Raw genomic sequence first — 14,570 nt, forward strand, 5'->3', positions numbered from 1 at the left:
CTCTTTCTAGGTATTTCTCAGGCTGTTCCATCCGCTTACTCGTCTTGCACAGGAGCAGCATCATCGACTCGCCAGCTAAGACTTACCTTTAAGCCGCCCAGTGCGGAAGGGCTCAGTGTAACGCCTGCATCCTCGCCGAATCGAAGCTGCATCCGCTGATGCACATTCCACAGGCCACAGCCCATTTCTTCACCGAGCGGCTCCTGCAAGCTAGCCCAGAGCTTGAAGCGGCGCTCTTCATCCAGTCCTTTGCCGTCGTCCTCCACACTGATCTGCCAGTGATCTCCTTCTCGCCAGCCCTTGATCGTAAGCTGACCTGCTGAGGAGTAGGGTTCGATTCCGTGAATAACAGCATTTTCAACAAGCGGCTGGATCAACAATGGTGGAATAGGTACTGCATTCAGTGCTTCTTCCAGCTCAATCGTATAGTTCAGACGTGACATACGCATCTGCTGAATCGCCAGATAGTTGCTGACAAATGCCATTTCTTCTGATAGTGGCACGAGATCGCGCTCCTGCCTGGTCGTGTAGCGATAATATTGAGATAGATTTTTCGACATTGCAATTACAGCCTGCTGGTTATTCAGCTTCGCCATACTCGTAATAAACGAGAAGCAATTATAAAAGAAATGCGGATTAATCTGCGATTGTAGCTGCTTGAGCCGAGCTTCACGCACATGAATCTTCTCCAAATACACATGTTCAAATAGCATCTGAATCTGCTCGACCATCGAATTGAAACGATCCGATAAATAAGCAAATTCATTGCGTCCCTTCGGCTTAATCCGTACCGAATAATCCTCCTGCTTCAAGCGATTGAAGCCTGCAATAAGCTGACGCATCGGCACCTGCACCTGAGCATACAGCAAATACGAAGCAATACAGCTCATCAGTAGCAGCACAATCATCGCCAGATAAAATAGACGATTGGAATCATCAATTGGCTTTAATATATCATCCAGCGGAATATAGTCGATCATATACCAGCCTGTCGCTTCGGAACGCACCACATTGACCATATAAGGCTTGCCCTCTACCTCAATCGTGCGACTTTCCAGATCCTGTAGCGGCTCCTGATGTAGCGAGGAGATAAGCTCATCGGTCAATTGATGATCAGCAGAGCGGTTATAGATCGTACCAAAGGCAGGATTATAATAAAACGGGTCACGCCGTCCGTCGCTCTTGAATTTGTCCAGCATATCCTGAATGTTACCGCTATCAAATTCAACCTTAACAACTGTACTAATATTGTCTGCCTCTACGGTTGCGTTGTATGGCAGAATCGAAGTCCATGAAAATTCAAACTCATTCGATGCACTTCCATTACTACCCGTCAGCTTACTGACCTGCCAGCCGGAATGAAAGCTTTGCAGGGCATCCTTTTTACTAATATTGGTGACGTCATTATCGGTAACCAGACGTTCGAGGGATGGAGAATAGATGGATAGACGACTGCGCCAGTTCGAGGAGCTTTCCTGAATCGCGAGCTTACCCTGAATGCGCTTGACCAGATTGATCGCATCCAGATTCAGATAATCATTTTGCAAATACAGATCATTAAAGCTCACAATATCCGGATCATGAATAAGCAGATTCGGCCATGAAGCGAGCAGCTCAATGTTCGTATTGACTTGATTTTGGAAAAAGCTGAGCTGATTCATATTGGATTGATTCAGCTCCTTGCGCAGCACATTGGCTGTCGTCCGATTGGAGTAGCTGTATAGCACAATCACAGGAATCAGCATCAGCACGACAAGAATGACAATTTTGGTGAACAGGTTATAGCGGGACATTCCTTTCGCACTCCTTCATCTCTACCAGCGATATCCACCGGTACGGCGGATCATATACATACCACCACGCATCAAAATATAGCCGATCCCGCTAATAACCAGTATCATTCCCGTAAACACAAGCATGAACTGCAATTCCGATGGATCTTTAATGATCATCATAACATCATTTATAATACTTTGGGGCTTTGTAAATACATCCCAGCTATTCCAGCGAATAAAGCGTCCAATGTAAATCCCCACACTACTCAAAATGAGCACAACGACAGCAAAAAGCCAGCCGATCCCTTTGCTATAGCGCTCTGCCATATGCTGCTGCACAGATGATAATGCATACGTTCCTAAGCCAAGCCCCAATAGCCCTGCATTAAAAAATAAAAACAGATGATACCAGAATTCCAGATCCTCCGCAAAACGTCCACTTGGACGATAATGCACAAATGGATGAATCAGATCGGTCACCAGATATGCAGCATTCGGGTAAAAGAGCAACCAGCAAACGCCAAGCAGCATGATCAATACCGTACCGCCCCATCGCATACGCCAATATCGATGAAGTGCGATCGCTCCATCCAGCAGCAATGCTAGCAGGACAGGCACCCAGGCAAGAAATATATCCCAATTTAAAAAGCGATACAGTTCACGTCCCGTATACACACGCAGATGTGAGCCAATCCAAAAGCAAAACAACGTGGCGAGCACAAGCGCGGACAGCATAATTAGCTTGCCCGTCCATGACTTTGTGCCCCATACCGTCTCATTCATTATTCATTCCCCCATCATTCACTTGCGCACAGCGATCTGCAAATTGCTGACATAGCTCCTCAACGTCTTCACGGCGAGCGAGCTGGTCTAGCCATGCCTGCGGAATCGCGTTATATCCATAATAAATACCAGCAAGTCCACCTGTCACTGCACCCGTTGTATCGGTATCCTCACCTAGATTGACCGCTTGAAGCACCGCGTCACGGTAGCTGTTCGTATGCAATAACGTCCACAGGCTAGCCTCCAGTGTATGCAGCACATAGCCACTCGATGCGATCTGCTCCTGTGTTAATCTAACAAGCGAGCCATTCCATATCCGCTCGAAGCGCTCTATTTCTGCATGCTCCAGATAATATTCACGAATCGTCAGACAAAGGGCATCGTAATGCTCGGCAAGTGTACGCTGCTGCCCGTACGTTAACAATCCAATAGCAAATTCAATATAGATCACCCCTGCCAAAATGGACACCGGATGACGGTGCGTCAGTGACGATACACGGCGAATCCATGCATAGCGCGTCGCGCGATCTTCATGTACAAGCCGATAGGCGAGCGGCAGAATGCGCATCAGTGAGCCATTACCATTGCTGTATTCATCTCCCCCTCCTGCTTCCTCAGCCGGAAGGTGAGCTTCCTCGATCCGCTGAATCGCCTGTCTGGTGGCGATGCCGATATCGAATAATTCGTCATGCGCTGTCCATAGCCCCTGACGATACCACTGAATAAAACGGCGACCGAGATCATCGGTATCCAGCATCGGATGAATACTCAAGCTGGATAACAGACACATGGTCATCGTACTATCATCCGACCACGTGCCCGGCGGCTGACGATGTGTGCCATAGCCGATCATATCGGTGGCTGGATGGTGAGCAATTTCGGAACGAGACATAAATTCATAAGGCACACCGACGGCATCGCCGACAAACAAGCCGATGATGCCATCACGTACCTTTTGTAATGGATGGTCAAGTTGAGAAGCTTCATTATTATTCATATTTATGTACTTCCTTTCTACTGCTATTCATTCACCGTTCATTTCTTTCAGTGCTGACTAGCTTTTTTGAATGATCATGTAGCCTAGCCAAAGGGTAGACAATTGATGATATAATTATTTTAATATACCGTCCGCCTTTAGCATATGATCGGCGCAATGCTTTATTGTACAGCATGGATAGCTGCGCCATATTCTGAAGGCAATACAACCTGCAACTATAGCGAGCTGAACCCGAATTGAAGGAGTGAGCACCATGATTATCGATATTCAGCATGTGAACTGGCAACGTGAGACAGGTACCATTATCAACGATATTTCCTGGCAGGTACAGCCGGGCGAGCACTGGTGTCTGCTCGGGCTGAATGGCTCCGGTAAAACAACGCTGCTCAATATGATTAATGGATACATATGGCCAACCACTGGAAAAGTAGCGGTGCTTGGTGAAAAATACGGCGAAGTCGATCTGCGTGAGCATCGCAAAAAGATTGGCTGGGTTAGCACCTCACTCCAGCAACGTCTACACGGACGCGATACCGCAGAAAGCATTGTTTTGAGTGGCAAATTTGCCTCGATTGGCGTCTATAACCAGATTGGTGAGCAGGAGCGTGAACAGGCGCTTTTGCTCATGCGTCAGCTGGATGCTGAGCATCTGACCGGACGCACCTATGATACCTTATCTCAAGGAGAGCGGCAACGTATCCTCATTGCACGCGCACTGATGGCAGAGCCGGAATTGCTCATTTTGGATGAGCCCTGTACAGGATTGGATATTTTCGCGCGAGATCAATTGCTACATCGTGTACAGCATATTGCCACTGGAGCGCAGGCACCTACACTGATCTATGTGACTCACCATATTGAGGAAATTATGCCTTGCTTCAACAAAACATTATTGCTGCGCGGTGGAGAAGTATTCGCGGCTGGCGATACAACCGATATGCTGGCTTCCGAGCGGCTGAGTGAATTTTTCAGTACAGCTGTCGATGTGCGCCCTGAGCCCGGTGGACGGTATTCGATCCGGCTGACGGGACAGGATGCACAATCACAAGCATAGGCGTAAATATCGCTTTTATGTTTGTTGTCAAAATAGACAGGGCAACGTTATACAAAGGGCTACATGATCTCATATTAAAGTGACATCACTCATGCGATGTAATTTGAGACTGATATGAATCTAGCTTGGACGCAAGAGTACATGCCATCCGAACGAGCTTGAACATTACGAATCTACTAACCACCCATTGAAAGGGGTTCATCTATTCATGAAATATCGATATCTTGGTCGTAGTGGCTTGCAGGTTTCGCTGCTGGGTCTTGGCACCAATTCGTTTGGTAAGCGTGCCGATAAAAAAACATCGATCGAGATTCTACACGCTGCGATTGATAGCGGTGTGAACTTTATTGATACAGCTAATATTTATGCGAATACCGCTTCAGAGGAAATTATCGGTGACGGGCTTAAAGGGGCTAAGCGCTACGATGTCATTCTGGCGACTAAGGCAGGCTTGCCACGTGGCGAGGGTGCCAATCAACGAGGCTCGTCACGCTTTCATATCCAGCGTGAGCTGGAAGACAGTCTGCGTCGACTGCAAACCGATCATATCGATCTATACCAGATTCATACATTTGATCCTAATACACCGCTTGAAGAAACATTACGCACGTTAGAGCATCTCGTTCAATCCGGTAAAGTTCGTTATATCGGCGCTTCCAATTATGCCGCATGGGAGCTGATGAAGGCGCTCGGCATCAGTGATCGACTCGGACTGGAGCGATTCGTATCGATTCAGACGTCCTATTCTCTCGCTGACCGTACACCCGAACAAGAATTAATGCCACTCTGTCTTGATCAGGGCATTGGCATCATTCCTTATTTCCCACTGGCAGGTGGTATTTTGACTGGCAAATATTCGCAGGAGGATGAGGCCCCTGCTGGCTCGCGTGCGGATAAAGACCCTTCGTTTAATCGACTCATGACCGGCGAGCGGATCGGACTTGCAGATGGCATTAGCTGGTCGGCGCGTTCACTTTCGATCGATCCAGCGGTATTATCACTGGCATGGCTGATGGAGCAACCTGCCGTATCCAGCATTATTGCAGGTGCCACTTCCGTAGCGCAGCTGAACAATAATCTGAACAGTGTGAATGTGGTGCTGAGCGATAAGATCAAGGAAGAGCTGGAGCATCTGAGCAAGCCCTTCCGCTATAGTGAGCCATTTGCTACGTATCGTCTCTGGTAATATGTTTATACCGCTAGCCTACGATTCGTTTCATTACGCATTATTAGTATTCAGCATTGGAAAATAAGATAGAATCCAAGCATTATTGTAATAGCGCACCATCGCATATTTTATTAAGGAGGAATTCGATGAGCACATCTTCCAGCTTCAATCCAAACAACGCTACATCTATATCATCACAGCCTGCGCAGCGTGTACCGTATCCAGCTGCGATCACTTTTCCTGCACCCCTTCAGCCTGGCGATCGAATCGCCCTGACGGCACCATCGAGTGGAGTCCGCGCTGATCTGCATCAGCTCGTTTACCGTATGCGTGATTATCTGATTGAACTGGGATATGAGCCAGTAATCGGCGATAGCATGTGGACAAATTATAAATGCGTCAGCTTGCCAAAGGCTGAACGTGCCGCGGAGCTGGAGCGCTATCTGCTCGATGAAGAGATCAAAGCGATCGTCCCTCCATGGGGTGGCGAATTCCTGATGGAGCTGTTGCCACTCCTGAACTGGGAACGCATCCGTCAGCTACCGCCCAAATGGATTCTTGGCTTTTCCGATATTAGCACACTGACATTCGCATATACCTTGCAAACAGGATATGGAAGTGCGCATGGACCAAGCGGTGTGGATATTGCACAATCGAAGGATGAAACGACCTCACGCTGGCATGATCTGCTGACTGCCACCAGCGGCCAATCGATCGAACAGTCATCCTCGGCGATGTATCAATCAAAGGCTGATTATAGCCGTGCTGGATTCACGCTTGATGCACCAACGCGCTGGGAATGGCTCGGCCACGAGCAACAATCCGAAGCGGAGCTAACTGTCTCCGGTCGTTTAATAGGCGGATGTCTGGATGTACTTGCCGCATTGGTCGGCACACCTTGGGCACAAGTGACTGACTTTATCCAGCAATACGGTGAACAGGATGGCATGATCTGGTATTTGGAAAGCTGTGAATTGAATGCAGGTGCGATTTATCGACATCTGTGGCAAATGAGGCAAGCCGGCTGGTTCCAGCATACGCATGCGGTGCTGATCGGTAGACCTGCTGGCTATAAGCCACTACAGGAGTTTGAACTGATCGACGCGCTGCATATGGTATTTGACGAGCTGAATATCCCGGTCGTGTATGGTGTCGATATTGGACATATTCCACCACAGATTACAATGATTAATGGCGCGCTAGCGAAGGTTCATGTGCAAAATGGAAGCGGCACGGTTACACAAACCCTAGCGTAAGTCGCTAATAGCAGCGTCTATCCGCACTGCCTTCAACCTAATCTATATTTCTCTCTTCCTATATGCCTTTATCTGTGGCTATGTGCTATGTGCTATGTGCTATGTGCTATGTGCTATGTGCTATGTGCTATGTGCTATGTGCTATGTGCTATGTGCTATGTGCTATGTGCTATGTGCTATGTGCTATGTGCTATGTTGCAAAGTATAACTCACAGATATAAATACCAAAACAGGACGTTCGAGGCGTGAACGTCCTATTTTCTATGTACTGTTATATCGTTATTTTACAGCTACCATACAATTAGCTTTCCTATTAACACTCTCACTTCGCTCGACGCCAGCGAATCATCAGCATGAATAGCGCATAACCCCCACCTGCCCCCAATGTATTAAGCAAAATATCATCCACATCGAAGGTTCCACGCCGAGTAGCCAGCTGCATTAGCTCCAACAGCAGAATCCAACCCGCAAACCCAAAGGTAAACATCCAAAACCGTACCCTTAGCACCATCGGAATCAGCACACCAAACGGAACAAATACCGCTATATTCCCAAGCAAATTAATCCACTGATCCAGCCTGCTACCTACACGCATCATGGCAAATTCAACAATTGTATGCAGCGGTATGATATTGTAGCGATAAGGCGTATCTGCATTCGGTGCTGAGCGTCCGAAGCCCCAGAACATCCAATACAGTAGCAAGCCTGTATAAGCAAGCAGTACGCCTGCCGCAACATACTGCCAGACCGATACCCATTGGCGTGTTTCTATTCTTTTGCGCTTTTGCCTCATTGTCGTTCTATCACTCCTCGCTCTACCAGCACATCATGCAAGCTTTCCCAGACCAGTGCGGTTTCACGGCATACCTTACCGCCGATGCGGATCGTTTTTTCCTGCACAGGTATAGCACCTGTATGCTTGTAAAATTGCAATGCTGGATTACCGTTGAGCACCCATACTACTGCCGATATATAGCCGCTTTGATACAGGTATTGAAGCATCTGATCCAGTAACCGTCTGCCCCAGCCTTGACCCTGTACATGAGCGAGCAAATATAAGGCGTACACTTCACCGTCATATTGCGCAGCAGGAAAACTTGATTCCCGGTTCCTACCTCCACTAATAAAGCCAACGATACGTCGCTGTTCATTTTCCAGCACGATCACATCATGCTCGGTCTTAGCCTCACGCAGACGTTCTACCCATGCCTGCTCGCGTTGCACTATCGAAAGCTGCTGTAAATAGGCTTCATCCAGTAGCCCGCTATAGGTCGTCTGCCAGCTCTGCACATGAACAGCAGCAATGTCGGCTGCGTCGCTCAGCTTAGCCGCACGAATCATCATTCATTCTCGCTCCCACTATATAATAATCCCGTCTCCTCCGTGTCAGTGAACGCTTCGCCTGACTGCGATTGCTGCCATGCATAATAGCCCATCCGATAAAAGTCTGCCAGATCATCGCGTCCGGTACTGCGAAAGCGCTGCTCAGCTTGTTCAATTGTTACGATATCCACCGTCTCAATCTGCTCTCCATCCGCTGGATTCAGCGGCTTCCCATCAAGCTTCACCTGTCCATAGCCAGCCATGCGAATAAAATGTGGATGCGGAATATGCGGTCGATAGGCAATCGGTGCAGAGGATTCACATGCAAAGTAGCCAAATAGATGATAGTTCAGCAACGTACCGCCCATCTCCTCGGCTACTTCTCGTTGCAGTCCATCCATCGGTGCCTCCTGTGGTTCCAGCGTACCGCCTGGTAATTCCCAGCGACCATCCGTTAAACGAATCATCACCAGCTGATCACCCACCATCGGTACAATCGACACATTGCTAACAAGCGCCTGCTGATCCGGGCGTAATATCCTGCGCGGCTGAAAATGGGCTGTAACGGGTCCCCAGTGGATCGGCGCAGCTAAGGCAGGCAGTGAGCGCCAGTACTCTTCTGCTGCCAGTATATATCGTGCCGCTTCCAGCCACGGATGAATAACGGCTAGCTTGCCCGGCTCACCGAGCATCGCTTCGATATAGACATGAATCGCCTGCTCCAAGGATACCTCTGCTTCCTTGCGCATCGCAGCGATATAAGGCGCTGCATCGGAATCGGCCCATGACAGCTTATCCGCCACGAATAATAGCTTATCCAGTAGCTCCAGATCACCACGCAGGGTAGTATGGCATTCAATCGCATGTAATAGCTCCCACTGCTTATAGCCCAGTACATGCTGAGCAATCCATGCTGACAATCGTTGATGCAGCAAAAATGGCACCTGACGCTCTGCCTCCACTGTAGCAAGACCGTACTGACAGGCAAGTGTCCACTTTTCCGTATCCGGTATAACGGTTGATAGATCATGTAGCCAGCCTGCCAGTATCGACAGCTCTTCATTTGCTCCATATTGACGAGCCAGATGCTGTGCCTGCTCTGCTACTGCCTGACTATGCAGCCATGTATCTCGCTGTCCATTATGATCAAATGCTCGCTCTATATATGTATGAATCGCTTCCCCTGCTTCATATACTGGTAAATATGCTTTAAGCTCATCAGGAATAATGACTTGATTGGGCTTCCATACTAATAATGACATCTGCGCACGCTCCTGTCCTTCGTTTCGACTACGGTATGAACCACATTATACACCTCTGTGTTTCCGCAAAACAAACAGGCTCATCGCTTCATCGTTTGCCTGTTATATGGCAAATGAGTAGCAATGAGCCTGTTTTCGTTTCATTACAGCTTGCTATCGTCGATTCCGTTCAGCCAGGCTTCGATATCATCGATAACCGAAGCGACGCAGCCTTCCTGGAATGGAGAGATCAGACCCGCTACTTCAACAAGTCCGGTAAAGGACTTACTTCCGCCCTGCTTACACAGGTTCACATAGTCTGCCCACGCTGCCTTCTGATCCTGATGCATCTTTTTCCAGAACTGGAACGCGCAGATTTGAGCCAGCGTGTAGTCGATATAGTAGAAAGGCGCTTCATAGATATGTCCTTGCTTTTGCCAGTAACCACCTGCTGCCAGGAATGGGTTATCGCTCTGATCCCAGAATGGCAGGTACTTCTCTTCGATCGCTTTCCATGCCGCTTTACGCTCTGCTGGTGTGAATTCTGGATTGTCATAAATAACATGCTGGAATTCATCAACCGCTACACCGTAAGGAATAAAGTTCAGCGCACCGGACAGGTGATCGAATTTGTACTTATCCGTATCTTCCTTGAAGAACAGCTCCATCCACGGCCATGTAAAGAATTCCATGCTCATCGAGTGAATTTCGGCTGCTTCATAGGTTGGCCAGATGTATTCCGGCACTTCAAAGTGACGGCTTTCATACACCTGGAAAGCATGTCCCATTTCATGGGTCAATACATCGATATCGCCCGATGTACCGTTAAAGTTAGCGAAGATGAATGGGCTCTGATAATCATTCAGGAAGGTACAGTAGCCACCACCCATTTTGCCTTTTTTACTGAGCAGATCCATCAGTTCATTTTCCTGCATCATCCGGTAAAAGGCATCAATCTCTGGAGACAGCTCCGAGTACATTTTCGCACCGTTGTTAATAATAAAGTCCGCATCACCCTTCGGTGTCGGGTTCCCGCTCTCAAAGCTAAACGATTGATCAAAATACGCCAGACGATCCAGACCAAGGCGTTGACGCTGACGCTCCTTCAAGCGTGCAGCAGCAGGTACGATATATTCCTGTACCTGTTTACGGAAAGCCGCTACCTGTTCCGGGCCATAATCGGTACGATTCATACGCGCATACGCCAGCTCGGTAAATGTGTTATATCCCAGCTTGCGTGCGATCGTCGTACGTACTTTCACGAGTTCATCGTAGATGCGATCCAGCTCTTCGCTATTTTCCGCAAAAAATCCATAACGTGCTTCACCTGCACGCTGGCGCATGGAACGATCTTTCGATTGCTCAAAAGGTCCAAGCTGCGTCAATGTACGCTCTTCGCCTTCAAACGGAATTTTCGCCGAAGCGATCAATTGTCCGTAAGCGGTAGTCAGCTTATTTTCCTGTTGCAGATCAGCGATAATGTCAGGATGGAATGTTTTCAGTGTCAGCTCAGCAGAGTTGAACAGCTGATTACCCCATTTCTGTTCCAGCTCGCTGCGGAAAGCAGAATGTACAAGTGCTTTGTAATAGCTATCTATGTACTCCTGAAATACCGGGCCGATCTCATCCATAAATTCCTGCTCAGCCTTATAAAAGGCATCCTCTGTATTGATCGAGTGACGCACCGATACGATCTGAGTTTGGGTGGAAAACGTATTGATTAGCTTGTTAATATCCGCCATTGCTTCATCCTGCTCCGCAAAGCTAGATGCTTCCTTAAAGCGGTTCAGCAGCAAATCAAAATTTGTTTTCAGCTCATCCATTTTGGGGCGCTGATAAGTAAATTCGCTAAACTTCATGCACTTGCACCTCACTGTAATAGTCTCGGAATGTACCGGCTAACTCTATGTTACTAAATTTCACACTAAGTGAACAGATTTTTTATCCGCTGGTCGAATAAAACTGTAAAATGTCCTACATATACTCCATATAAATAGCGGATAGATGGCGAATAGTCCTAATTTAATATGCAATTATTCCCATCGTTTTCGGAATAAAGGCATAGTTAGTAGCATATCATTCTGTCCCACTTCCATCCAAGCGAGTGTGGCAAAGCCATACATACCTCGTAAAATGCCCTTTGCGAATATGACAAACCTCGCGTAGCTGTAGGCCTGCTGCATCGAGCGAGACTTCCAGTGGCTCTGTCGAAATAATGACTTGAAGAGGTGCCAATATCCCCGTTGCTTGCAGCATGCGTAACCGCTCATCCTCCTCCAGTACGGAGCATAGATTGTAAGGCAGATCGAGAATAACGGCATCATAGCTTCCTTTCAATTCAGTCAAATTCGCAATGCTCACCACATCGGGCATCCCATAAAATAATAAATTCTCACGCGCACCCTGCACAGCCAGCGGATTCAGATCAGAGCCTGTAACATTAATTCCCATCGATAACGCTTCAACGAGGACAGTACCGATGCCACAGCATGGATCAAGCAATGTATGTCCTTCGATTTGCGGCACAGCGATATTAACAACGGCGCGAGCTACACGCGTACTGAGCGCGGTCGAATAATGACGCGGCTTATCATTATGCTGAAGCCACACCGATTCGCCCTGCCATAGCTGTCCGAGCAGCCATTGTCCGTCTGCGTATATCATGCCAAGCCATACCTGCGGCTGCTTCATCTGTGCTCGGGCACGCACATTCATACCGATGCGCCGCTCAAGGCCACGCTTGTCCTCATATGTCAATGGCTCATCGCCATTGAGACAGAGTAGCTTGAAAGTAATCGCAGATACTGAGGATGACTGTGATTGTTGTACAGATGATTCTGCGGTCAATTCCGTTTCATGTTCTATACCTTCCTGTACGCTCCATTCTGCTATGTGCAGTTCACGCACCCGTTGCTCCAGCTCCTCCAGCGTGTTCGCTGTAAGCCAAATATCAAGTCGCTGGTGAATAAATGGGCTACGTGACGGGGATATACCTACGGAGCTACGCACATAATCCGATGCAGGGCTTGCGTTCAATAAACGACGAAGCTCCAAAGAGCATAGATCCTGCTCATCTTCGTGACAGGCATAGGTATATATATACTGGTGTGGCGTTTGCAGTGTGTCAAACTTAGACTGCTCGTTTGTTGCGGAATCTATATGTTCTGGCATTGGTAGTCCTCTTTTCTGTTTGGTGCGGTTCGAGATGAGATATGATCGATCTCGTTGTATATGTTGTGTATTCGATTATAGTAATATAGCATATTCGTGACTATAGAGGATGTCAGTGGAACCGCAGCAGAGCGGAGATCAGAAACATTGATATGAGGAGCACCGATTGATTTCTAGCTTATATGCTATCAATCTACCTTTAATCTTGCATACATATGCAGATCGATACGCTGCCCATCTGTTTCCTCGTATTCTTGAAGCACACCTTCACAGGTAAAGTGGAGCCTTTGCAGCAGCTTGATCGAGCTCCTATTTTCAGGCATTACTTTGGCTTCGATACGATTGAATTGTAATGAGGAAAAAGCATAGTCCACTAATAAGCCAATCGCTTCGGATGCATAGCCTTTTCCCCAGTAGGTCTGTGCCAGATCATAGCCGATCTCAGCTTTTCCTTGCTCATCATCCAAAAAATTGTAGCCACAGGAGCCGATAATCGTATTCGTTTCTTTATGAATGATCGAGAAGCGAACCGCCTTATCCTCCTGAGCGAGCTCCTGCAATAGCTCAATCATTTCGAGCGCCTGACCTTCCGTCTGAAAAGGACTGATATTCATATATTGCGTAACGACAGGATCAGACCAAATCCGAAACAGCTCAGGCGCATCGGCTACCTTAATCTGTCGTACAATTAGACGTTCCGTTTGTAATTCGGTAATCAATACATGACCTCCATTATATTGCAATGCTGGGGTAGAGATATGGATGTGTGCGCATCGTGCTGCTACTCCATCCAGTTCTGAACTGCTGGGTAGCAAGCAACGACTCGCGCCACGATGTCTCTGTCTCTGTCTCTGTCTCTGTCTCAAATGGTATTCAGTGCGATTCCTTCAGCCAATAGACATTTTTTAAGCTCACGTGCAAAATCTACCGCTCTAGCACCATCGCCATGGATACAGACGGTAGCTGCCTCAATAGGTACAACTGTACCGTCAATTGCACGGACGGTACGAGTATGAAGCATATTCATAATTTGCTCAGCGGCTTGACTCGCATCGTGTAGCATCGCATTCTGATGCGTTCGTGGTGTTAGTGTGCCGTCTGCCTGATACGTACGGTCGGCAAAAACTTCACTTGCCACTTTCAAGCCTGCCGCACGTCCTGCTTCAATAAGCTGGCTTCCCGACAATCCATATAAAATGAGAGACGAATCCAAATCCGCAATCGCTCCAGCAATCGCCTCTGCCAGTGGTAAGGATACAGCCGCCATATTGTACAATGCTCCATGCGGCTTCACATGATGCAGTCTGCCGCCTTCCTGATGGACAAAAGCCTGAAGCGCACCAATCTGATACGTGATCAGATCGCGTACCTCCTGTACCGATAGCTGCATCTGCCGCCGCCCAAATCCCGCCAGATCAGCAAAGCCGGGATGGGCTCCAATCGCTACACCATGCCGAAGTGCAGACTGCACCGTCCTACGCATTACAGAAGGATCACCTGCATGAAAGCCACAGGCAATGTTAGCCGAGGTTACCTCTGCCAGTAGCTGTTCATCATGTCCTAGCTCATATATACCAAAGCCCTCTCCCATATCACAATTCAGATCAATTGAGCGCATCGCCCGATTCACATCCCTTCGCTCTTTTGACTATCCTATATTTGAAATAACTAACTAGTGGGTTCAGACCAGCATCTTCACACCAGTAGCTTTATATCAGTAACTTAATATGAGCAGCTTGATATCAGTTCATGTAACCCTTTTGCATTTATCAATATACCAGTCGTCCGTGTACGTATTGTCC

13 protein-coding genes are annotated in these 14,570 nt (G+C 47.9%); 3 read left to right on the forward strand and 10 right to left on the reverse strand.

Annotation, left to right across the window (positions count from 1 at the left end; all coding sequences use genetic code 11):
• Positions 1–35: 35 nt before the first annotated feature.
• From IEX62_RS08020 to IEX62_RS08030, 3 genes are read right to left on the reverse strand one after another with little or no spacing between them, the layout of a single operon-like run.
• Positions 36–1,793 (reverse strand): sensor histidine kinase, encoded by a 1,758-nt coding sequence (locus IEX62_RS08020; protein ID WP_188774905.1) that lies wholly within the window; start codon positions 1,791–1,793, stop codon positions 36–38.
• Positions 1,794–1,814: 21 nt separating this feature from the next.
• Entirely contained in the window at positions 1,815–2,558 is a 744-nt protein-coding gene (locus IEX62_RS08025; RefSeq protein ID WP_188774906.1) for a DUF1361 domain-containing protein, read from the reverse strand.
• Complete coding sequence (locus tag IEX62_RS08030) at positions 2,551–3,555, reverse strand: ADP-ribosylglycohydrolase family protein (RefSeq protein ID WP_188774907.1); 1,005 nt, start codon at positions 3,553–3,555, stop codon at positions 2,551–2,553. Before IEX62_RS08030 ends, IEX62_RS08025 begins: the two co-directional genes overlap by 8 nt.
• 253 nt (positions 3,556–3,808) lie before the next feature.
• On the opposite strand from IEX62_RS08030, the gene IEX62_RS08035 reads away from it, so the two are divergent.
• The 3 genes from IEX62_RS08035 (at position 3,809) to IEX62_RS08045 (ending at position 7,033) form a co-directional block, all read left to right on the forward strand.
• Positions 3,809–4,609 carry an ABC transporter ATP-binding protein gene (locus IEX62_RS08035; protein ID WP_188774908.1) on the forward strand — a complete coding sequence of 267 codons (801 nt, stop codon included), beginning with the start codon at positions 3,809–3,811 and terminating at the stop codon, positions 4,607–4,609.
• Positions 4,610–4,817: 208 nt separating this feature from the next.
• Positions 4,818–5,795 carry an aldo/keto reductase gene (locus IEX62_RS08040; RefSeq protein WP_188774909.1) on the forward strand — a complete coding sequence of 326 codons (978 nt, stop codon included), beginning with the start codon at positions 4,818–4,820 and terminating at the stop codon, positions 5,793–5,795.
• 128 nt (positions 5,796–5,923) lie between these two features.
• Entirely contained in the window at positions 5,924–7,033 is a 1,110-nt protein-coding gene (locus IEX62_RS08045) for a S66 family peptidase (RefSeq protein ID WP_188774910.1), read from the forward strand.
• Between the two features lie 322 nt (positions 7,034–7,355).
• Here the strand turns inward: IEX62_RS08045 and IEX62_RS08050 are convergent, their stop codons facing one another.
• From IEX62_RS08050 to IEX62_RS08080, 7 genes are all read right to left on the reverse strand, one after another.
• Positions 7,356–7,826 (reverse strand): VanZ family protein, encoded by a 471-nt coding sequence (locus tag IEX62_RS08050; RefSeq protein WP_188774911.1) that lies wholly within the window; start codon positions 7,824–7,826, stop codon positions 7,356–7,358.
• The gene (locus tag IEX62_RS08055) at positions 7,823–8,377 is read right to left on the reverse strand and encodes a GNAT family N-acetyltransferase (RefSeq protein WP_188774912.1); all 555 of its coding nucleotides are present in this window, start codon (positions 8,375–8,377) and stop codon (positions 7,823–7,825) included. The genes IEX62_RS08050 and IEX62_RS08055 overlap by 4 nt, the downstream gene beginning before the upstream one ends.
• Complete coding sequence (yqeK, locus tag IEX62_RS08060; RefSeq protein ID WP_188774913.1) at positions 8,374–9,618, reverse strand: bis(5'-nucleosyl)-tetraphosphatase (symmetrical) YqeK; 1,245 nt, start codon at positions 9,616–9,618, stop codon at positions 8,374–8,376. The genes IEX62_RS08055 and yqeK overlap by 4 nt, the downstream gene beginning before the upstream one ends.
• 143 nt (positions 9,619–9,761) lie before the next feature.
• A complete protein-coding gene (locus IEX62_RS08065; protein WP_188774914.1) occupies positions 9,762–11,456 on the reverse strand; it encodes a M3 family oligoendopeptidase in 1,695 nt (564 codons plus the stop codon).
• Between the two features lie 217 nt (positions 11,457–11,673).
• On the reverse strand, positions 11,674–12,768 hold the full coding sequence (locus tag IEX62_RS08070) for a TRM11 family SAM-dependent methyltransferase (RefSeq protein ID WP_188774915.1): 1,095 nt from the start codon (positions 12,766–12,768) through the stop codon (positions 11,674–11,676).
• 188 nt (positions 12,769–12,956) lie between these two features.
• Positions 12,957–13,487, reverse strand: coding sequence for a GNAT family N-acetyltransferase (locus IEX62_RS08075; protein WP_188774916.1), 531 nt, complete (start codon positions 13,485–13,487; stop codon positions 12,957–12,959).
• 143 nt (positions 13,488–13,630) lie between these two features.
• Entirely contained in the window at positions 13,631–14,386 is a 756-nt protein-coding gene (locus IEX62_RS08080; protein ID WP_188774917.1) for a LamB/YcsF family protein, read from the reverse strand.
• Between the last annotated feature and the right edge of the window lie 184 nt (positions 14,387–14,570).

Source organism: Paenibacillus hunanensis, from assembly GCF_014645615.1.
Classification (GTDB): domain Bacteria; phylum Bacillota; class Bacilli; order Paenibacillales; family Paenibacillaceae; genus Saccharibacillus; species Saccharibacillus hunanensis.